At 74.9% G+C, this 19,041-nt stretch carries 17 protein-coding genes; 4 read left to right on the forward strand and 13 right to left on the reverse strand.

Features of this window, described 5'->3' with window-relative positions; genetic code table 11:
• Nucleotides 1-316: 316 nt before the first annotated feature.
• From ftsL to mraZ, 3 genes are all read right to left on the reverse strand, one after another.
• Nucleotides 317-856, reverse strand: a complete 540-nt coding sequence (gene ftsL, locus ABD823_RS34780) for a cell division protein FtsL (protein ID WP_486352087.1) — start codon at nucleotides 854-856, stop codon at nucleotides 317-319.
• Nucleotides 834-1,826: a 16S rRNA (cytosine(1402)-N(4))-methyltransferase RsmH gene (gene rsmH / locus ABD823_RS24875; RefSeq protein WP_344863596.1), complete on the reverse strand. Its 993-nt coding sequence runs from the start codon at nucleotides 1,824-1,826 to the stop codon at nucleotides 834-836. Before rsmH ends, ftsL begins: the two co-directional genes overlap by 23 nt.
• Nucleotides 1,827-2,255: 429 nt before the next feature.
• On the reverse strand, nucleotides 2,256-2,687 hold the full coding sequence (gene mraZ / locus ABD823_RS24880; RefSeq protein ID WP_344863598.1) for a division/cell wall cluster transcriptional repressor MraZ: 432 nt from the start codon (nucleotides 2,685-2,687) through the stop codon (nucleotides 2,256-2,258).
• Nucleotides 2,688-3,322: 635 nt separating this feature from the next.
• On the opposite strand from mraZ, the gene ABD823_RS24885 reads away from it, so the two are divergent.
• The 3 genes from ABD823_RS24885 (at nucleotide 3,323) to ABD823_RS24895 (ending at nucleotide 8,053) form a co-directional block, all read left to right on the forward strand.
• A complete protein-coding gene (locus ABD823_RS24885; protein WP_344863600.1) occupies nucleotides 3,323-4,300 on the forward strand; it encodes an AAA family ATPase in 978 nt (325 codons plus the stop codon).
• Between the two features lie 79 nt (nucleotides 4,301-4,379).
• Nucleotides 4,380-5,633: a DUF58 domain-containing protein gene (locus ABD823_RS24890; RefSeq protein ID WP_344863602.1), complete on the forward strand. Its 1,254-nt coding sequence runs from the start codon at nucleotides 4,380-4,382 to the stop codon at nucleotides 5,631-5,633.
• Nucleotides 5,630-8,053: a transglutaminase TgpA family protein gene (locus ABD823_RS24895; RefSeq protein ID WP_344863603.1), complete on the forward strand. Its 2,424-nt coding sequence runs from the start codon at nucleotides 5,630-5,632 to the stop codon at nucleotides 8,051-8,053. Before ABD823_RS24890 ends, ABD823_RS24895 begins: the two co-directional genes overlap by 4 nt.
• Nucleotides 8,054-8,206: 153 nt before the next feature.
• Here ABD823_RS24895 and ABD823_RS24900 read toward each other — a convergent pair whose 3' ends face one another.
• The 7 genes from ABD823_RS24900 to ABD823_RS24930 all read right to left on the reverse strand — a co-directional run bounded on the left by ABD823_RS24900 (nucleotide 8,207) and on the right by ABD823_RS24930 (nucleotide 14,914).
• Nucleotides 8,207-8,617: a DUF3040 domain-containing protein gene (locus ABD823_RS24900; protein ID WP_344863659.1), complete on the reverse strand. Its 411-nt coding sequence runs from the start codon at nucleotides 8,615-8,617 to the stop codon at nucleotides 8,207-8,209.
• Nucleotides 8,618-8,770: 153 nt separating this feature from the next.
• Nucleotides 8,771-10,003 carry a DNA polymerase IV gene (locus ABD823_RS24905; protein WP_344863605.1) on the reverse strand — a complete coding sequence of 411 codons (1,233 nt, stop codon included), beginning with the start codon at nucleotides 10,001-10,003 and terminating at the stop codon, nucleotides 8,771-8,773.
• A gap of 37 nt (nucleotides 10,004-10,040) precedes the next feature.
• A complete protein-coding gene (locus ABD823_RS24910; protein WP_344863607.1) occupies nucleotides 10,041-10,799 on the reverse strand; it encodes a class I SAM-dependent methyltransferase in 759 nt (252 codons plus the stop codon).
• A 134-nt stretch (nucleotides 10,800-10,933) separates the two neighbouring features.
• A complete protein-coding gene (gene nusB / locus ABD823_RS24915; RefSeq protein ID WP_344863609.1) occupies nucleotides 10,934-11,344 on the reverse strand; it encodes a transcription antitermination factor NusB in 411 nt (136 codons plus the stop codon).
• Nucleotides 11,344-11,904, reverse strand: coding sequence for an elongation factor P (gene efp, locus ABD823_RS24920; RefSeq protein WP_344863611.1), 561 nt, complete (start codon nucleotides 11,902-11,904; stop codon nucleotides 11,344-11,346). Before efp ends, nusB begins: the two co-directional genes overlap by 1 nt.
• Before the next feature lie 325 nt (nucleotides 11,905-12,229).
• Nucleotides 12,230-13,540: a dicarboxylate/amino acid:cation symporter gene (locus ABD823_RS24925; RefSeq protein WP_344863613.1), complete on the reverse strand. Its 1,311-nt coding sequence runs from the start codon at nucleotides 13,538-13,540 to the stop codon at nucleotides 12,230-12,232.
• 333 nt (nucleotides 13,541-13,873) lie between these two features.
• On the reverse strand, nucleotides 13,874-14,914 hold the full coding sequence (locus ABD823_RS24930; RefSeq protein ID WP_344863615.1) for an LLM class F420-dependent oxidoreductase: 1,041 nt from the start codon (nucleotides 14,912-14,914) through the stop codon (nucleotides 13,874-13,876).
• A gap of 249 nt (nucleotides 14,915-15,163) precedes the next feature.
• Here ABD823_RS24930 and ABD823_RS24935 point away from each other — a divergent pair, with 249 nt between their 5' ends.
• Nucleotides 15,164-16,051, forward strand: coding sequence for an endonuclease/exonuclease/phosphatase family protein (locus ABD823_RS24935; RefSeq protein ID WP_344863617.1), 888 nt, complete (start codon nucleotides 15,164-15,166; stop codon nucleotides 16,049-16,051).
• Here ABD823_RS24935 and ABD823_RS24940 read toward each other — a convergent pair.
• Genes ABD823_RS24940 through ABD823_RS24950 form a run of 3 tightly spaced genes read right to left on the reverse strand, consistent with a single transcriptional unit; the run spans nucleotide 16,048 to nucleotide 18,953 of the window.
• Nucleotides 16,048-16,680 carry a nucleotidyltransferase family protein gene (locus ABD823_RS24940; protein WP_344863619.1) on the reverse strand — a complete coding sequence of 211 codons (633 nt, stop codon included), beginning with the start codon at nucleotides 16,678-16,680 and terminating at the stop codon, nucleotides 16,048-16,050. The genes ABD823_RS24935 and ABD823_RS24940 overlap by 4 nt on opposite strands.
• 49 nt (nucleotides 16,681-16,729) lie before the next feature.
• The gene (locus ABD823_RS24945) at nucleotides 16,730-17,830 is read right to left on the reverse strand and encodes an XdhC family protein (protein ID WP_344863621.1); all 1,101 of its coding nucleotides are present in this window, start codon (nucleotides 17,828-17,830) and stop codon (nucleotides 16,730-16,732) included.
• On the reverse strand, nucleotides 17,823-18,953 hold the full coding sequence (locus ABD823_RS24950) for a vWA domain-containing protein (RefSeq protein ID WP_344863622.1): 1,131 nt from the start codon (nucleotides 18,951-18,953) through the stop codon (nucleotides 17,823-17,825). Before ABD823_RS24950 ends, ABD823_RS24945 begins: the two co-directional genes overlap by 8 nt.
• Nucleotides 18,954-19,041: the final 88 nt, after the last annotated feature.

A 19,041-nucleotide genomic window follows, 5' to 3' on the forward strand; every position in this document is an offset into this window, starting at 1 on the left:
GGTCCCCGGTCACGCTGCCCGTCGGCCTTCCCCTGCCCCTGGGGGCGCCGCGGACCCCCCGCGCCCTCGGCACGGCGGGTGCCGCCGTCCCGGCCCGTCCGCTCGGAGCGCCCCGGCCCGTCGGGGCGGCCCGGCCTGCCGCGCCCGCCGGACGCCGCGGACCTGCCCGGCTCCCCGGCGGAGCGGCCGGGCCCGCCGGTGCCCTCCGGACCGCCGCGGCCCGCGCCCTCGGGACGGCCCGCGCCTTGGGGACGGCCCGGATCGCGACGGCCGGAACCGCCCTGCCGCCGGCCGGGCCCGCGACCGCCGCCGTCCTTCATCGACCCGCGTCCGGCTCGCGCTCCTGCCCGGCGGGCGCCTGGCCCTCGCTGGCGACGCGGCTGTCGGCGGAGCCGCCGGGAGTGATCACGCGGGCGGAGTCGTCGGGGAGCATCCCCTGCCGGTCGGCCGCCTCGGCGAGCTCGCCGGGCATCTCCCGCTGCATGTTCTCGTTCTTGAGCCGCTCCTTCTCCAGGAGGTGCTGCTTGATCTGCGCGCGCAGCTCGCTCTCCTTCAGGGAGTTCTGGGCGAGCACCGTGTTCAGCAGCAGCAGCGTGACCAGGCCGCCGCAGAGCAGGCCCACCACGAGCAGGACGAACGGGGCCCGCGGCGCCCGTCCCGGGCGGGGGCCCGCCTGCGCCCGGGCCGCCCGAGCCTGAGCCCGAGCCGCCGGCGCGGCGGGCGCGGCGGCGGGGACGACCCTGGCCGGCCCGGGCCTGCGGCCCCGCGGCGTCGCCCGGGGAGCGCGGCCGGGTCGCCCGTCCCGGCCGGGCGCGGCGCGGCGGACATCCGACTCAACTCTCGTCAACTGCCTCACGGATCCTTTCTGCCGCCCGGCACCTGGCGGAGGCCGCCCGCGGGTTGCGGGCCACCTCCTCTTCGCTCGGAAGCTCCGCTCCCCTCGTCAGCAGGGCGAACCTGGGCTGGTGGGCCGGGAGCGGGACGGGCAGGCCGGGGGGGCTGGTGTCCCTGGTTCGCTCGGCGAGGATCTGCTTGGTCAGCCGATCCTCGAGGGAGTGGTAGGCGAGCACGACGACGCGCCCGCCGAGCGTCAGCGCATCGAGCGCGGCGGGCAGCGCGCGTTCCAGTGCCGTCAACTCCGCGTTCACCTCGATCCGCAACGCCTGAAACGTCCTTTTCGCGGGGTTTCCCCCGGTTCTCCTCGTGGCCGCGGGGATCGCCGTCCGGACGATCTCCGCAAGCCTCTTGGTAGACGTTATGGCTTCCCTGGCCCGTTCCTTGGCAATGAGGTGCGCGACACGCGGGGCGAATCTCTCCTCGCCGTAGTCGCGCAGGATCCGGATCAGCTCGGCGACGGGGTAGGTGTTGACCACGCCCTCGGCGGTCAGCTCCTGGTCCGGGTCCATGCGCATGTCCAGCGGCGCGTCGTAGGAGTAGGCGAAGCCCCGGCCGGCCTCGTCGAGCTGGGGCGAGGAGACGCCCAGGTCGAACAGGGCCCCGTCGATCCGGGGACGGCCGATGTCCGCCAGCACGTCGGCGAGCTCGTCGGAGACCGCGCGGACCAGCGTGATCCGGTCGGCGTACGGCGCGAGCCTGGCCGTGGAGCGCTCGATCGCGGTGGGGTCGCGGTCGATCCCGACGAGGTGGAGGGCGGGGTGCGCGGCCAGCAGGGCCTCGGCGTGGCCGCCGAGGCCCAGGTTCGCGTCGACGAGCACGGGCTCGGGGCGGTCCAGCGCGGGGGCCAGCAGGTCGAGCACGCGGCCGAGCATCACGGGCACGTGCCCGCCCGGACTCTGGAGATCACGCTTGTCGTTCTCGGCGCGCATTGAGCACACCCCCCCTTCGCCGCCTCGCTCGCGGAAGTGCGGCGGACGCTCATCGGTGTCGTGGAACCTGCTACGCGGCGCCTCGCCTGCCGCGGCGTCCGGCGGACGGACCGGCCGCGGCGAGGAGGCGTCCCGGTCGTGAACGCCCGCCGGCGCCACCGGACCCGCGACGGACGCGGGCGCGGCGGGGCGTCCACTGGAGCGAGGCGACGGCGCGCGGAGACGCCGGGACGGCGTCACCACGGCAGCGTACGGGGTTCGCGATGCAGGCTCTGACAGGCCCCCCGGGGGCCGCCCGGCCAGGTCCCCATCCGCACCCGCGCGTCCGCGCGCCACCTGACACCGGGGAAGGTGCATCAGCTGGCGCGTGGGTGGTTGCGGGTGGAGACCTCGCCGAACGACGTGTTCACCGATGAATCGACCGTGAAATCACAGAATCCCTGGCAGCACCTCCTCCGACAGATCAGCGAACGCCTGCTCTTGGTCGGCCAGGTAGGTCTCCCAGGCCTGCGCGTCCCAGATCTCCAACCGGGTGTTGGCCCCGATGACCACGCAGTCACGCTGCAGACGCGCGTATTCACGCAGAGCCTGCGGGATGGTGACACGGCCCTGCTTGTCGGCGAACTCGTCGGACGCGCTGGCGAAGAAGACACGGCTGTAGTCACGGACCGCCTTGGCGGTCACCGGCGCGGCCCGCAGAGCCTCGGTGATGCGCTTGAACTCCTCTACGGGAAAGACGTAGAGGCAGCGCTCCTGGCCTTTGGTGATCACCAGACCCTCCGCCAGCTCCTCGCGGTACTTCGCCGGCAGGAACAGCCGTCCCTTGTCATCGAGACGCGGGTAGTGAGTGCCGAGGAACATCGGCCCCCACCTCCCGTGCCCAGCGGAGTGCCCAGTGCCGCAAAACTCCTCCGCAGCCCCTGCCCTCCACTGCGCACCACCATACTCCACTTCTCTCCACCGTCAACTGATTCCGCCGCGCTCCGCGCCCGGAATGGCCGATATTTCCCCAGCTCAGAGCCGGTGGAGCGGAGCGGGGCGTGCCCCGGGGGCGGACGCGGGGCCCCACACGCCGCGGGCGTGTCGGCACGGCGCCTCCCGCCCGGGACCGGGGCCCGCCCGGGCGGCGGAGGCAGGGGGACGGGACCGCCGGCGGAGGAGAGTGGAGCGCATCCCGGAGACGGTGCCGGAGGCGTCGCGCGGACGCCCCCGGGCCGCCGTCGGCACATCACCGAGGCGTCACGAGGACATCGCGGAACCCGTCGGGGAGGACGCCCCGGAAGACGTCACGGAAACGGTGCGCCGGGCGCGGCCGGAACGGCGCATCGGCCATGGATACCGTGGCCCATTCATCCGGAATAAGCCCCAATGCCCGCATAAAGTCGCCGAGGAACCCGCAGAGACGTAGTGTCGGCACTCACAATGGGAGAGGGACCAGACGGTCCCCTGCAACACGTACCCCCGGCGCGCAACCGCCGCACCCTCATGGAGGCCTGGTGGCAGTAACCCATGACGTCCCGCCCCGACTCGACGACCTGGTCGCCACCGCGCGCCGGATCCGCGAGGCGATCGAGTCGGTCATCGAGGGCAAGAGCGACGTCATCCGGCTGACCTTGACCGTCCTGCTCGCAGAGGGCCACCTGCTCATCGAGGACGTGCCCGGGGTCGGCAAGACCATGCTCGCCAAGGCGCTGGCGCGGTCCATCGACTGCCCCGTGCGCCGCGTGCAGTTCACCCCCGACCTGCTGCCCAGCGACATCACCGGCGTGAGCGCCTACAACCAGCAGACGATGGAGTTCGAGTTCAAGCCGGGACCGGTGTTCGCCAACATCGTGGTCGGCGACGAGATCAACCGGGCCTCGCCCAAGACCCAGTCGGCCCTGCTGGAGTGCATGGAGGAGCACCAGGTCACCGTCGACGGCACGACCTACCGGCTCGAGGCCCCCTTCATGGTGATCGCCACCCAGAACCCGATCGAGATGGAGGGCACCTATCCCCTCCCCGAGGCGCAGCGCGACCGCTTCACCGCCCGGATCGCGATGGGCTACCCCGAGCCCTCCGCCGAGCTGGAGATGCTCGACGTGCACGGCGCCACCTCACCGATCGACAAGCTGGAGCCGGTGGCCACCACCGCCGAGGTGCGCGCCCTCATCGAGGCGGTGCGCGCGGTCTACGTCTCCCAGCCGATCAAGAAGTACGCGATCGACCTGGTCACCGCCACCCGGACCTCCCCCGAGCTGCGGCTGGGCGCCTCCCCGCGCTCGACCCTGCAGCTGGTCCGCGCCGCGCGGGCGCACGCCGCGCTCGCCGGACGCGACTACGTCATCCCCGACGACCTGCAGGCGCTGTCCGTCCCCGTCCTCGCCCACCGGCTGCTGCCCAGCGTCGAGGCCCAGGGCCAGCGCCGCCTGCCCGAGCAGGTGGTCGCCGACCTCGTCCGCCGGGTGCCCGTACCCGAGGCCCAGGCCCGATGAGCGGGCGGGACGGGCGGCGGGGCCCGCGGGCGCGGCGGGCCGCCGGCACGACCGCCCCGCCGGCCCGGGAGGTGACGCGGTGCCCGGCCTGAAAGCGCTCACCACCCGCGGCCGCTCCTTCCTCGCCTCAGGGCTCGCCGCGCTGGCGTGCGCCTTCTTCATCGGGGAGCACGACCTGCTCCGCGTCGGGGTGCTGGTCGTCTCCCTGCCCCTGATCGCCGCGGTCGTGGTGGCGCGCACCCGCTACCGGCTGAGCTGCGCGCGGCGTCTCGACCCGCCGCGGGCCGAGGTGGGCGGCGAGGCCACCGTGACCCTCCGCCTGGAGAACGTCACCCGGCTGCCCACCGGCCTGCTGATGATCGAGGACACCGTCCCCTACGCGCTCGGCGCCCGCCCCCGGTTCGTCCTGGACCGGGTGGAGCCGCGGGGCGTCCGGGAGATCGACTACCGCGTCCGCTCCGACCTGCGCGGCCGGTTCCCCATCGGACCCCTCTCGGTCCGGATCGGCGACCCCTTCGGCCTGGTGGAGCTGACCCGGTCGTTCACCGCCGGCGACACGCTGGTGGTGACCCCGCAGGTGGTGCCCCTGCCCCACGTCCGCCTGTCCGGCGAGTGGACCGGCGGGGGCGACAGCCGTACCAGGAGCGTGGCGGCGGCCGGGGACGACGACGTCGCGCCGCGCGAGTACCGGCAGGGCGACGACCTGCGGCGGGTGCACTGGCGCTCGACCGCCAGGCGCGGCGAGCTGATGGTCCGGCGCGAGGAGCAGCAGTGGCAGAGCCGGGGCGCGCTGCTGCTGGACACCCGCAGATACGCGCACCGGGGCGAGGGGCCCCGGTCCTCCTTCGAGGTGGCGGTCTCGGCCGCGGCCTCCATCGGCGTCCAGCTGGCCCACGAGGGCCTCGGCCTGCGCCTGGTCACCGACCAGGGCGCCGAGCACCTGCCCGACACCGGGCTGGGCTGGTCCCTGCTGGACGCCCTGTCCGTGGTCCGGACCAGTTCGGCGCGGTCGCTGGAGCTCGGCGTCGCCGCCCTGCGGCAGGGCGGCGGCGACGGGCTGATCGTGGCCGTGCTCGGCGGCGTCGGCCCGGAGGAGGCGCAGTCCCTGGCCCGGCTCCGGCACGGCAACGTCACGGGCGTGGCCGTCATGCTGGACGTGGCCGGATGGGACCGGCCCGAGCTGCGCGACGGCAAGGAATACCAGGCGGCGCAGGCGGTGCTCGCCGGAGCGGGCTGGCGGATCGTACGGCTGCCCGCGGGCGCCTCGATCGCGAGCGCGTGGCCGGACGCGGCGCAGCGCGGCCGATTCGCACTCAGCGGGGGCGGTTCATGAGACTTCCGGTCATGTCGGGCGTGGCCACGGGAGCGGTCGCGCTCTCGCTCCACCCCCTCTTCGCGGGGGGCACGTGGTTCTGGGCGAGCTTCGGGGCCGTGCTGGCGGTGACCGCCGTCGGCGTGCTGACCGGCCGCTCCACGCTGCCCTACTGGGTGGCGCCGCCGGCCCAGCTGCTCGCGCTGTGGGTCTACCTGACGGCGGTGTTCACCGGCGGGGAGGCCTGGGGCCGGGTGGTGCCCACCACGGACTCGGCCGTCGCGCTGGCCCTCCTGGCCGCCGACGGGTTCGACGACATCCAGCGGTTCGCCGTGCCCGTCCCCCCGGCCCCCGGGATCATCCTGCTGACCTGCGGGGGCGTCGGGCTGATCGCGGTACTCGTCGACTTCTTCGCCGCGCGGGTACGGCGGGCCGCGCTGGCCGGCCTGCCGCTGCTGGCGCTGTTCGTGGTGCCCGCCTCGTTCCTCGGCGACCCGCTGTCCTGGCCGGTGGTCGTGGTCGCCGCGCTGGGCTTCCTCGGGCTGCTCGCGGCCGACGGGCGGGAGCGGGTCGGCCGCTGGGGCAGGCCGGTGCTGGTGCGCCGGGCCCCGTCCTTCGTCGCCCCCCGGCCCGCGGACACCTCGGGGCTGCGGCTGTCGGGCAAGCGGGTCGGGTTCGCCGCCGTCGCGCTGGCCATCCTGCTGCCCTCGCTGCTGCCCACCCTGGAGCCCGACCCGCTGTTCGGCTTCGGCGTGGGGAACGGCAAGGGCGGGACCGGAGGCACGATCAGCTTCCCGAACCCGGTGGCCAGCCTGCGCAGGCAGCTCACCCTGCCGGCCGAGGCCACCGTCCTCACCTACCGGAGCAGCGACAACACCCCCCGCTACCTGCGGCTGTACTCCCTGGACGTCTTCGACGGCGAGCAGTGGACGATGACGAAGCCGGTCGGCCGGGCCGAGGACCGCACCTCCGACAAGCCCCTGCCCCCCGCGCCCGGCCTGGGCGCCCGGGTGCCCGCCGACCAGGTGACCACCCGGATCGCGGTGAGCGAGGACGTCCTGGACCTGAAGTTCCTGCCGCTGCCGTACCCGCCGAGCAGGGTCCGGATCGAGGGCGACTGGCGGCCCGACCGGGACACGCTCATGGTGTTCTCCCACACCGACACCGCCGGAGGGCTGAGCTACGAGGTCGTCAGCGCCGAGCCCAAGCCCACCCCCGCCCTGCTCAAGGCCGCCGGCTCCGCGCCGGAGGCGATCGGCGAGCGGTACCTGAAGCTCCCCGGCGACCTGCCGTCCGAGATCCGGCAGCTGGCCGAGGCGGTGACGGAGTCCGGCGCCACCCCCTACGAGAAGGCGGTCCAGCTCCAGGACTTCTTCACCACGGACGGCGGGTTCACCTACACCCTGCAGACGCAGGGCCACGGCGGCTCCGCCCTGTCGGACTTCCTGTTCCGCAGCAGGGCGGGCTACTGCGAGCAGTTCGCCGCCTCGATGGCGGTGCTGGCGCGGGTCCTGGGCATCCCCGCCCGGGTCGCCATCGGCTACACCGGCGGCATCAGCGCCTCCGGCCAGTGGGAGGTGCGCACGCGCGACTCGCACGCCTGGCCCGAGCTCTACTTCGAGGGCGTGGGCTGGCTGCGCTTCGAACCCACCCCCTCCGGCCCCACCGGCCAGGCCAGCGCGTCCCGGCCGTCCTACACCTTCCCGGAGGTCGTGACCGACGCCGACGACGAGCCGAGCACCTCCCCCAGCACCGGCACCACCGGCGCGGACCCGTCGAGCGGGCCGTCCCAGGCCCCCCGCAACCCCATGCTCGACCGCGACTTCGGCGGCGCGCCGCTGGCGGTGGACGAGGGCGTGCCGGTCGCCGCGAAGATCGCGATCGGCGTGGCGCTCGCCCTGCTGGTCCTCCTGGTCCCGGCCCTGCTCCGCTGGGAGACGCGGCTGCGCAGGCAGCGCGCCTACTCCCGTACGGCGGTGCGCGCCGAGACCCCGGCGGCACCGGACGCGACCGGGGTCGTGGCGGTCAGGTCCGTGGCGGGAGAGCCGGCCGCCGCGGCTGCCTGGGCCGAACTCGACGACGCGCTGTGCGACTACGGCATGGCGCGGCAGCCGAGTGAGAGCCCCCGGGCGCTGGCCGTGCGCCTGGCCCGGGAGTACGGCTTCGACGCCGAGGCCAGGGCCTCCATGGAGAAGATCGCCTGGGCGGTGGAGCGCATGCTCTTCGCCAGGTCGCCCGGTGAGACCGGCCCGCTGCGCGAGGACGTCCGGCGGGTACGGCGGGCGCTGGCGGCCACCGTCTCACGTGGCAGGCGCGTCAGGGCGGTGCTGCTGCCCCCGTCCACCCTGCTGCGGATGCGGGCCGCGGGCGCACGGCTGCTCGACGGGTTCGAGCGGCTGGGGAGCATCCGGCTCAGGCTCCCGGCCCGCAGGGACGCCTGAGGTCCTCGGCGGCGTCCCGGGCCCGCGGTGCCCCGGGACGCCGCCGAGGGAGGAGAGACCGGGAGGGCCCGGCGCCGGGGACCGGGCGGTCACGCCCGGGGCGGGCAGCGCCGAGGCCCCGGCCGCCTGCGGCGGCCGGGGCCCGGAAGGAGGTCAGCGTTCGTCCTGGCGGCGGCGCCAGCGCTCTTCCATCCGCTCCATGAAGCTCTGGCGGGAGCCACCGCGCTGCCCCGCCCGGCCGCCTCCCCGCTGGCCCGCGGCGGCGGCGCCGTCACCGAACCCGTTCATCCGCTTCCAACAGGACAGACCCCACAGACACGCGGCCAGCATGACCACGAAACCGCCTACGCCGAGGACGACACCGAGGGGGAAGGAATTGATCACAACGCCGACCATCAACAGGACGACGCCGAGGAGGAAGCCGATCGAGGCCTTCACCAGACGCCGCTTGTAGTGACTGCGGGGATCACTGATCCTTACGGTATTGGCCCACTTCGGGTCCTCGGCGTAGAGGGCCTGCTCGATCTGGTCGAGCAGGCGCTGCTCGTGCTCAGAGAGCGGCACGGCGCCTCCCAAGGACAGCCCCAGGACGGGGAAAACGGTGACGGACGACACGGGGTGTCCGAACCTCGCGGTCGGTTATCCCCAGAATACGAGCCTGTAGACGTAGACGAAAGAAAACGTCCAACGTAGTCCAAACCGGAGGGGTGGCCACGGCTATTCCCCCTCCTGCCGGGGGCGGACGAGCGAGGCGGGCAGCACCGCGTCGCGGCCGAACCTCCGCGCCGCCCGGTCCATCGCCCGCTCGGCCTCCCGCCAGCCCGCCTCCCGCTCGGTGAGGCTCAGCTGCCGGGGCGCGCCCGCGGCCGGGAGCAGGTTCTCCACCCGCACCCCGACCAGGCGGATCAGCGTCCCTTCCAGGCCGGAGGCGGCGTACAGGTCGCAGGCGACGGTGTACAGCTCCCGCGCCACGTCGGTGGGCTCGGCGAGGGTCCGGGAGCGGGTGAGCGTGCTGAAGTCGGCCCGGCGGAGCTTGACGCCGACCGTGCGGCCGACGTGGCCGCCCGCCCGCAGGCGGGCGGCGACCCGCTCCGAGAGGCGGAGCAGCTCCCTGCGGATCTCCACCGGGTCGTCCACGTCTGCGGCGAACGTCTCCTCGGCGCCGATGCTCTTGTCGGGCGCGTGGGGGGTCACCCGGCGCTCGTCGCGCCCCCAGGCCAGCTCCGCCAGGTGGGCGCCGGCCGCCCGGCCGAGCTCGCGCTGGAGGGTCGCCAGGGGGGTCCCGGCGAGGTCGCCGACGGTCCGGATGCCGAGCCGCGCCAGGGAGCGCTCCGTGCGCTCCCCCACGCCCCACAGCGCGGCCACCGGGAGCGGGTGGAGGAAGTCCACCACCCGGTCGGCCGGCACCACGAAGAGCCCGTCGGGCTTGCAGTGCCGCGAGGCGAGCTTGGCCACGAACTTGCTGCTCGCCACCCCGACCGAGCAGGTGATCCCGTGCTCGGCGGCGACCCTCTCCCGGATGAGGGCGGCGATCGCGGCCGGCCTGCCGAGCCTCCTGCGCGCCCCCGAGACGTCGAGGAACGCCTCGTCGGAGGCGACCGGCTCCACCTCGGGGGTGACGTCCCGGAAGATCGCCATGACGCCCCGGGAGACCTCGGAGTACTTGCCGTGGCTCGGCGGGATGACCGTCGCGTGCGGGCAGAGGCGGCGGGCCCGCGTCATCGGCATCGCCGAGTGCACGCCGTACCTCCTGGCCTCGTAGGTGGCGCTGAGCACCACGCCGCGCGGGCCGGGGGCGCCGATGATGACGGGCGCGCCGGCGAGGTCGGGACGCTCGCGCAGCTCGACGCTGGCGAAGAAGGCGTCCATGTCCACGTGGAGGATCGGGCAGCCGGTGTCGTCGTCGCCCAGGTCGACACCCGGGCGCGGCACCTGCTGCTTCCTCGACACGGTGTCATCTTATGGGAACAGGCGTTCGGTGCACGCCTCATCGGCGTCCGAGGACGTGCAGCTGGGAGGCGATGTCCCGCAGGACCGGATGCTCGGCGGCGACCTGCTCCAGGGCGATCAGCGCGGCGGCGGCCCCGGGCTCGCCGTCGAGGAACCGGCTCGGCACCAGGTCGGCGAAGACCCGTACCCCGTGGATCCCGTCCGGCCGCAGGCCCGCGGCGCCGAGCAGGTGCAGCAGGGACTCGCGGGTGAAGCGCCGCGGGGTGGGGTCGCGGTCGCCCCAGCGGCCGTCGGGGTCGCCGAGGACCCTGCGCGCCTCGTCGAACCGGCCGGCGGCGGAGCGGTGCAGCGCGGCGGCCAGCGGGTTGGCCGCCAGCACGCTGATCATGCCGTCGGTGCGCAGCAGCCGGGCCATGGCGGCCAGCGCGCCGCCGGGGTCCTCGACGTACTCCAGGACGCTGTGGCAGAGCACCAGGTCGGTGCCGCCGGCCGGCAGGAGGTCCGCCAGGTCGGCGGCGTCCCCCTGCAGGGCCCGCACGGTCACGCCCGCCTCCGCGGCGCGGCGCTCCAGCGCGGCCAGCGAGTCCGGGCTGGGGTCCACGACCGTGACGGCGTGCCCGAGCGCCGCGAGCGGCACGGCGAAGCCCCCGGTGCCGCCCCCGGCGTCGACGATGTCGAGCCGGTCACGGCCGGTCACGGCCACGCGATCGGCCAGCGCCGCCCGCAGGACGTCCCAGACGACGGCGGTGCGGACCGCCGGAGCGCCGGCCTGCCGCGAGGTGCCTACGGCGTGCAACTTCCGATCGCCTCCTTGCATCGGTGACGATGCCCAGCCTACGCCGCGCCGGGGGAACCGGCGACGCGCGGGGAGGACACGGCGGCCCGCCGCCGGAAGGCACGCCTCCCGCCGGGGCCCGCCGGCCCCGGCGGCTACAGCGCCAGGGAGGGCTTGAGCTGCTTGAACCTGGCCAGCAGGCCGTTGACGAACTGCGGGGACTCGTCCGTCGACAGCTCGGAGGCCAGGCCGACCCACTCGCTGATGACGACGCCCTCGGGGACGTCGGGCATCCAGAGCAGCTCGTAGGTGCCGCCGCGGAGCAGGTTGCGGTCGACCGCGGGCATGCGCTCCAGCGTCCAGCCCTCGGCGTAGGTGGTGATCAGCTCGTCGATGCGCGCCCGGTGCCGGCACACGCCCTCGACGATCGCCGCGGTGTACTCGTTGACCGGCGGCTCGGCCCGCTCCAGGCGCTCGGCGAGCACCTTGAGCGCGTCCTCGCCGCGCGCCTCGGCTTCGAACAGGATGTCCAGCGCGCGCCTGCGCGCCTTCCCCCGTGCCGACATCAGGCGCGGCCGAGGTATTCGCCGGTGCGGGTGTCGACCTTGACCTTCTCACCGGTGGTGATGAACAGCGGGACCTTGATCTCCGCGCCGGTCTCCAGCTTGGCGGGCTTGGTGCCGCCGGTGGAGCGGTCGCCCTGCAGGCCGGGCTCGGTCTCGGCGATGAGCAGCTCGACGGCGGCCGGGAGGTCGACGTAGAGCACCTCGCCCTCGTGCACCGCCACGGTGGCGAGCATGTTCTCCAGCAGGTAGTTGGCGGCGTCGCCGACCGCGGCCCGGGAGACGTGGAGCATGTCGTAGGTCTCGGTGTCCATGAAGACGAACTCGTCGCCGTCCATGTAGGAGAACTGCATCTCGCGCTTGTCGACGCTGGCCGTGTCGACCTTGACGCCGGCGTTGAAGGTCTTGTCGACGACCTTGCCGGAGCGCACGTTCTTGAGCTTGGTGCGGACGAACGCACCGCCCTTGCCGGGCTTGACGTGCTGGAACTCCACCACCGTCCAGAGCTCACCGCCCTCGAGCTTGAGCACGAGGCCGTTTTTGAGGTCGTTCGTCGTCGCCACTGAATTTCTCCTGCGTACGGCCGCTCTTGGGGACAAGCAGCTCTTCGGTCGTCCGTGCGGGGAGCTCCGGCCCTCACGCGCTGCGAGCCTTTCTCGGCGCGGCCGCCCGCCGGGGCGGTCGGCCCGGGTGAGGCGGTGAACGGAACCCGGTCGTCTAGTCTACCGTGCCCGCGCCCGCGCTCCGGCGCCTCAGACGGGGGCCCGCCGGACGTTCCCGCCGGTTCCCCGTCGGCGGGGAACCGGCGGGGACGTTCGGCGGCGTCCGCGAACGCGCCGCGGCCCGCGCCCCCGGGCGGGGGCGCGGGCCGCCGCGCCGGCGGGGCCCTCAGGCGAGCGCGGGCTCGGGCTCGGGGGTCCCGGCGGCCCGGTCCCGCCGCTCGGCGGGAGCCTCGTCGAGGTCCTGCGGCGGGGCGTTCAGCACGCCCTCGTCCAGCCGGCCCTCCGAGCGCGCGACCAGGACCGGGACGACCATCTGCCCCGCGACGTTGGTGGCGGTGCGGATCATGTCGAGGATCGGGTCGATGGCCAGCAGCAGGCCGACGCCCTCCAGCGGGAGGCCGAGCGTGCTCAGGGTCAGGGTGAGCATCACGATCGCGCCGGTCAGTCCTGCGGTGGCGGCGGAGCCGACCACCGACACGAAGGCGATCAGCAGGTAGTGGTGGAGTTCGAGCGGGACGCCGAAGACCTGGGCCACGAAGATCGCCGCGAGCGCCGGGTAGACCGCGGCGCAGCCGTCCATCTTCGTGGTGGCGCCGAACGGCACCGCGAAGGAGGCGTAGTCGCGGTCGACGCCGAGGCGGTCGACGGTGACGCGCTGGGTCAGCGGCATCGTGCCGACCGAGGAGCGGGAGACGAAGGCCAGCTCGATGGCCGGCCAGGCGTTGCGGTAGAAGGTGAGCGGGCTGACCTTGCCGACGAGGGAGAGCAGCAGGGGGTAGATCACCAGCAGGACCGCGAGGCAGCCGGCGTACACCCCCGCGCTGAGCTTGGCCAGCGGGGCCAGCAGGTCCCAGCCGTAGGTGGCGACGGCCTTGCCGATCAGGCCCGCGGTGCCGATCGGGGCCAGCCGGATGACCCACCACAGGGCCTTCTGGACCAGCTCCAGGACCGAGCGGCTGAAGGCGAGGAAGGGCTCGGCCTTCTCGCCCGCCGCCAGCGCGGCGGCGCCGAGCACGACCCCGAGGAAGACGATCTGCAGGACCTTGACGTCGGCGAACGCGGTGACGATGTTGGTCGGGACGATGCCGGTCAGGAAGTCGGTCCAGGTGCCGGCGCCTTCCAGGTCCACGGCCTTGGCGCCGTCGAGGGCGATGGTGACGCCCCGGCCGGGGTCGATCAGCAGGCCGAGGCCGATCGCGACCGCCACCGCGGCCAGCGAGGTCGCCATGAACCAGCCGAGCGTCTTGCCGGCGAGCCGGGCGGCGCCGTTGACGTTGCGCAGATTGGCCACGCTGACCACGACCGCGGTGAAGACCAGCGGCGGGACGGCGAGCTTGAGGAGCTGGACGAAGATCGAGCCGACCTGGGTCAGCGTGGTGGCGAGCCAGGCGGCCTCCGCGGCGCGGGCGACCAGGCCGAGCGCGACACCGGCGACCAGGCCGAGCAGGAGCTGCAGGGAGAAGGAGAATCTCTTCACGAACGTGACTTCCGAGAAAGGGCATGCCGGACCGGACACGGCACGCGGGGGTGAGGAAAAGGACTCGAAGGCGCGTTCAGCGACAGAGGGTGCCGTTGAGACGGCACAGGTCGACGTGCAGCCGCTCGACCAGCCGTACGGGTACCACTGAGAACCTCACGGGGGGTGGCAACGCCTCCGCCCGCGGGGGCATTCCCCGGCTCCCGCGTGATAGGGGTCACAGGGGGCGCCGCGGAGACGCCGCGGGAGCGCGCGAGGCCCGCCCCGCGCCCCGCGAGGGGGCGGCGGGGCGGGGCTCGCGCGGGGTCCGGGCCGGAACGGGTCGGGGAGCGGTCAGGAGGCGAGCTCGCGGACCTTCTCGATGAGCCGGATGCGCTCTTCGTGCGTGCGGGCGAGCGGGGTGACGTTGACGGTCGTCACGCCCGACTCCCGCATCGCCTGGATCCGGTCGCGGACGAAGCCCTCCGAGCCGATCAGCGACATCGACTCCAGCAGCTCCTGCGGGACGAGCGCGGCGGCCTCGTCCTTCTTGCCCGACAGGTAGAGCTCCTGGATCTGCTCGGCCTCCTTCTCGTAGCCGTAGCGGCGGGCCAGGTCGTTGTAGAAGTTCTTGCCCTTGGCGCCCATGCCGCCGATGTAGAGCGCGGCCATGGGCCGGCCGAGCTCCAGCCAGCCCGAGACGTCGTCGCCGATGGCCAGGCTCGCCTGGGCGATGACGTCCAGTTCGCCGAGCCCGGGGTCGCGCTTGGCCTTGCCCGCGGCCAGGGAGGCGCCCCACACGTCGGCGGCCTTCTCCGGCATGTAGAAGATCGGCTCCCAGCCCTCGGCGATCTCCGCGGCGAGCTCGACGTTCTTGGGGCCGATGGCGGCGATCACGACGGGGATGCGCTCGCGGACCGGGTGGTTGATGAGCTTCAGCGGCTTGCCGAGGCCGGTGCCCTGATCCGCAGGGAGCGGGATCGTGTAGTGCTTGCCCTCGTAGGTGACGCGCTCGCGCTTCCAGACCTGCCGGCAGATCTCGATGACCTCGCGGGTGCGGCCCAGCGGGGCGGTGTACGGCACGCCGTGGAAGCCCTCGATGACCTGCGGCCCGGAGGCGCCCAGTCCGAGGGTGAAGCGGCCGTCGGAGACGTAGTCCATGCCGGCGGCGGTCATCGCCAGCAGGGTCGGGGTCCGGGAGTAGACCGGCAGGATGCCCGAGGCGATCTGCAGCCGCTCGGTCCTGGCCGCGATGTAGCCCATCTGGCTGACCGCGTCGAAGCTGTAGGCCTCGGCGACGAAGACGATGTCGAGACCGGCCTTCTCGTAGTCGGCCAGTTCGGCCACCGTCTCCTTGAAGCCCCCCGAGTAGTTCAGGGCCATACCGATGCGCATCGTGTGATCGTCCTTCCGCGGGCGCGATGGAACCGAATGTTGTTCCGTTGTGTTCGCAACAAAGGCTATCGAGTCCGCCACCGCCCACCAAGCCCCGCACCCGGCGCGGGTCCCCGCCGGAGACGGCGACGGCCTCCGCGCCCGGGGCGAGTACCCTACGCGTTCCGGGGCATGGAACGCCTCTGTCCGCGCGGCGGATCACGTCCGCGCGGTCAACGGTTGCCTGCGCGGTGGACGACGAGGAGCGGTGTGCTGGGACGGGTGATCGTCGCGGTGGCGGTGCTGCTGGCCCTGGTGCTCGGGGGGCACCGGCTGCTGCCGGAGCTCGGCGGCTTCACCCCGGTGCTGGAGAGCCTGCTGCCCTGGCTGGGGGCCGCCGTCCCCCTGCTGCTCCTGGGCGCCCTGCTGGCCCGGTCCCGGCTCGCCGCCGCCGCGGCGCTGGCGCCCGCGGCGGTCTGGGGCGTCATGTTCGGCCCGGTCCTGCTGCGCACCCCGCCGGGCGGCCCGCACGACCTGTCGGTCGCCACCCTCAACGTCGGCGTGACCAACGACGCCTCCGGGCGGGCCGTACGGGACGTCGCCCGGGGGCGCGACCTGTTCGCCGCCCAGGAGCTGACCCCGGGCGGCCCCGCTGCCGAGGAGCTCGACGCCCTCTTCCCGCACAAGGTGCAGATCAGCACCGTCGGGCTGTGGAGCCGCTTCCCCATCGTCGAACAGGGCAAGGCGGACATCGGCCTGGACTGGGTGCGGGCGCTGCGGGCCGTGGTGGAGACCCCCGGAGGGATGGTCACCGTCTACGTCGTGCACCTGGCCTCGGCCCGGCCCGGCGAGACGGCCCAGCGCGACCGGACCCTCGTCCAGGCCCGGCGGCTGGTCGACGCCGACGACAGCGAGCACCTGCTGCTCCTCGGCGACCTCAACACCGCCACCACCGACCGCAAGCGCGCCCACCTGGTGCCGCCGCTCGCCGACGCCCAGCAGGAGGCCGGGACCGGTTTCGGCTTCACCTGGCCGGCGTCGTTCCCGGTCACCCGGCCCGACCACATCCTCTACCGGGGGCTGGCCGCGACCGAGGCGGGCGTCGAGCCCGCCGTCGGCAGCGACCACCGCGCCGCCGTCGCGTCGTTCCGCTTCTAGCCGTTCCAGCCCTCCCGGCCCTTCCAGCCCTCCCGGGCGAGGGCCGACAGCTTCGCGAGATCAGCGGGGGTGTCGATGTCGGCCGGGTCGCCCAGGCCGTCACAGGGCACCTCGACGACCAGCTCGGGGTGGGCCCGCAGGAACGGCCGGGCCCCGGCGTCGCCCACGGCGAGCCGCGCGACCTCGGCGAAGTGCTCCCGGGCGATCAGCACCGGGTTGCGCCGCGCGCCGCCGTAGGTGGCGACCGCGACCCGCGCGCCGTCCCGCGCCGCCCGCACGAGCCGCCCGACCACCTCGGCCCCCACGAACGGCTGGTCCACCAGCGCCACCACCACGTGCCCGGCCTCCGGCGGGAGCACGTCCAGCCCGGCGCGGAGCGAGGAGCCCAGCCCGCGGCGCCAGCCGGGATGGTGCACGGCCACCGCCCCGCGCACCTGCGCGGCCGCGGCGCCGAGCACCACCACCACCGGGTGGCAGCCGCCGCCGTGCAGCGCCCGGACCCCCCGGTCCACCAGCCGCTCCCCGCCGAACTCCAGCAGCGCCTTCGGCACGCCGAGGCGCGAGCCCTCCCCCGCGGCCAGCAGCAGCCCCGCGCAGCCGCCGCCGGCCCCGGCGCCCCGCGCGCTCACGGCGCCTCCCGCCCCGGCCGCGCCCGCGCGGCCCCCCGGGCCCCCGGGCTCACGGCGCCTCCCCGTGGATGCGGCCCGACCCGCCGGTGAGCGGCCGCCCGGAACCGCCCCAGCGGAGCTGGATCAGCTCCGCCGCGATGGAGACCGCGGTCTCCTCGGGGGTGCGGGCGCCCAGGTCCAGGCCGATCGGCGAGCGCAGCCGGGCCAGCTCCTGCCGGGTCAGCCCCGCCCGGCGCAGGCGCTCCAGCCGGTCGGCGTGCGTACGGCGCGAGCCCATCGCCCCGACGTAGCCCGCCGGGGTGCGCAGCGCCACCTCCAGCAGCGGGACGTCGAACTTCGGGTCGTGGGTGAGCACGCAGATCACGGTCCGCTCGTCCACGGCGGCCGTGGCCAGGTAGTCGTGCGGCCACCTGACCACCACCTCGTCGGCCTCGGGGAAGCGCCTGGCGGTGGCGAAGACCGGCCGGGCGTCGCAGACCACCACGTGGTAGCCGAGGAACTTGCCGATCCGGGCCACCGCGGCGGCGAAGTCGATCGCGCCGAAGACCAGCATGCGGGGCGGCGGGGCGAAGGAGTGCACGAAGACGGCCAGCTCGTCCAGGCGCCGCTCGCCGTGCGCGCCGTACCTGCGGACGCCGGTGAGCCCCTGCGCGAGCATGCCGCGCGCGTCGTCGTCGACCGCCTCGTCGAGCCGGACGGAGCCGAGGGAGCCCGACGAGCGGTCCGGCCAGACGACCCGCCGGGCCCCGGCGCGCCCCGGCCCGGACAGCACGGTCGCCACCGCCACCGGCTCGTGCCCGCGCACCGAGGCGGCGATCCCCCCCAGCTCGGGGAAGGTCTCCTTCGAGACCGGCTCGACGAACACGTCCAGGATGCCGCCGCAGGTCAGGCCGACGGCGAAGGCGTCGTCGTCGCTCACGCCGTACCGCTGCAGGACCGGCGTGCCGGAGGCGACCACCTCGCCCGCCAGCTCGTAGACGGCCCCCTCGACGCAGCCGCCCGAGACGCTCCCCTCGGCCTGGCCGTCGAGCACGGCCATCGACGCGCCCGGCGGGCGGGGCGCGCTGCGGAAGGTCTCCACCACGGTGGCCAGACCGAAGGTCCGGCCGGACTCCCACCACGGCAGGATCCGCGACAGCACGTCACGCACGGGCGCCTCCCAGCAAGCGGGCCAGTTCCTCGTAGGCGGCCAGGCTGTGCCCGGCCACGAAGTCGTCGATGTACGGCCACGCCGCGCGCATCCCGGCGGTGAGCGGCCGGTAGCCCGCCCGGCCCTTGTGCGGGTTGACCCAGACGACCCGGTGCGCCGTGCGGGAGAGCCTGGCCATCTGGGCGCCCAGCAGCGAGACGTCGCCGCGTTCCCAGCCGTCGGAGGCGATCACCACGGTCGCGCCCCGGGCGTCGCCGGCGCGCAGCAGCTCCCGCAGTTCCTCGCCCAGCCGGGTCCCGCCTCGCCAGTCGGGGACGGCGCGGGAGACCGCGGCCATCGCCGCCTCCGGGTCGCGCCGGCGCAGCTCGGCGGTGAGCCGGGTGAGCCGGGTGCCCGCGCTGAACACCTCGGTGGCGCGCGGCTCGGACCTGACCAGCGCGTGGGCCAGGCGGAGCAGGGTGTCGGCGTAGGGGCCCATGGAGCCGCTGACGTCCACCAGCAGCACGACCCGGCGGGGGCGGGTCCGGCGGGCGCGGCGGTGCAGCCGGACGGGCTCGCCTCCCCTGCGCAGCGCCTCGCGGACCGTCCGCCGGACGTCGAGCCGCCCCCGGCGGGCCGGGCGGAACCGCCGTGACGCGCGCCGCTCGCGCCCGGCCCGCAGCAGCGCGAACAGCCGGTGCACCTCGGCCAGCTCGGCCGCGGTCATCCCGGCCACGTCGCGGGTGCGCAGCACCTCCTGCGGGCTCGCCCCGGCCGCCGTCGGGGACTCCTCGCCCGTCCCGCCCCCGGGTCCGCCCCCCAGGGGCGCGTACCGGGCGACGGTGACCTCCGCCGGCCGCCCGGGACCGGCGCGCAGGCCCCCGAAGTAGGCGCGGAAGACCCGGTCGTAGCGGGGCAGGTCCTCGGCGGACGCGCACAGGGTGGCGCGGCCCGCCCGGTAGACGTCGCCGGGGCGGGCGGCGTCCAGGTGGGCCAGGGCGCGCAGCAGGTTCCGGGTGCGCTCGTGGTCGGCCGGGACCCCGGCGGCCCGCAGCGCCCGGGCGAACCCCGTCATGATCTCGACGAGCTCCGCCGCCCCGGGGCCCCCGTCCGCCCGGTCCGCGCCGCCCGGCCCCCCGTCCATCCGATCCGCGCCCGCCGCCTCCGGGCCCGCCTCCGCCGCGCCGGGGGGCGGCCCGGCCGGGTCCCGCCCGCGCGGCCCGGCGCCGGGG

Source organism: Planomonospora alba (genome assembly GCF_039534085.1).
GTDB lineage: Bacteria > Actinomycetota > Actinomycetes > Streptosporangiales > Streptosporangiaceae > Planomonospora_B > Planomonospora_B alba.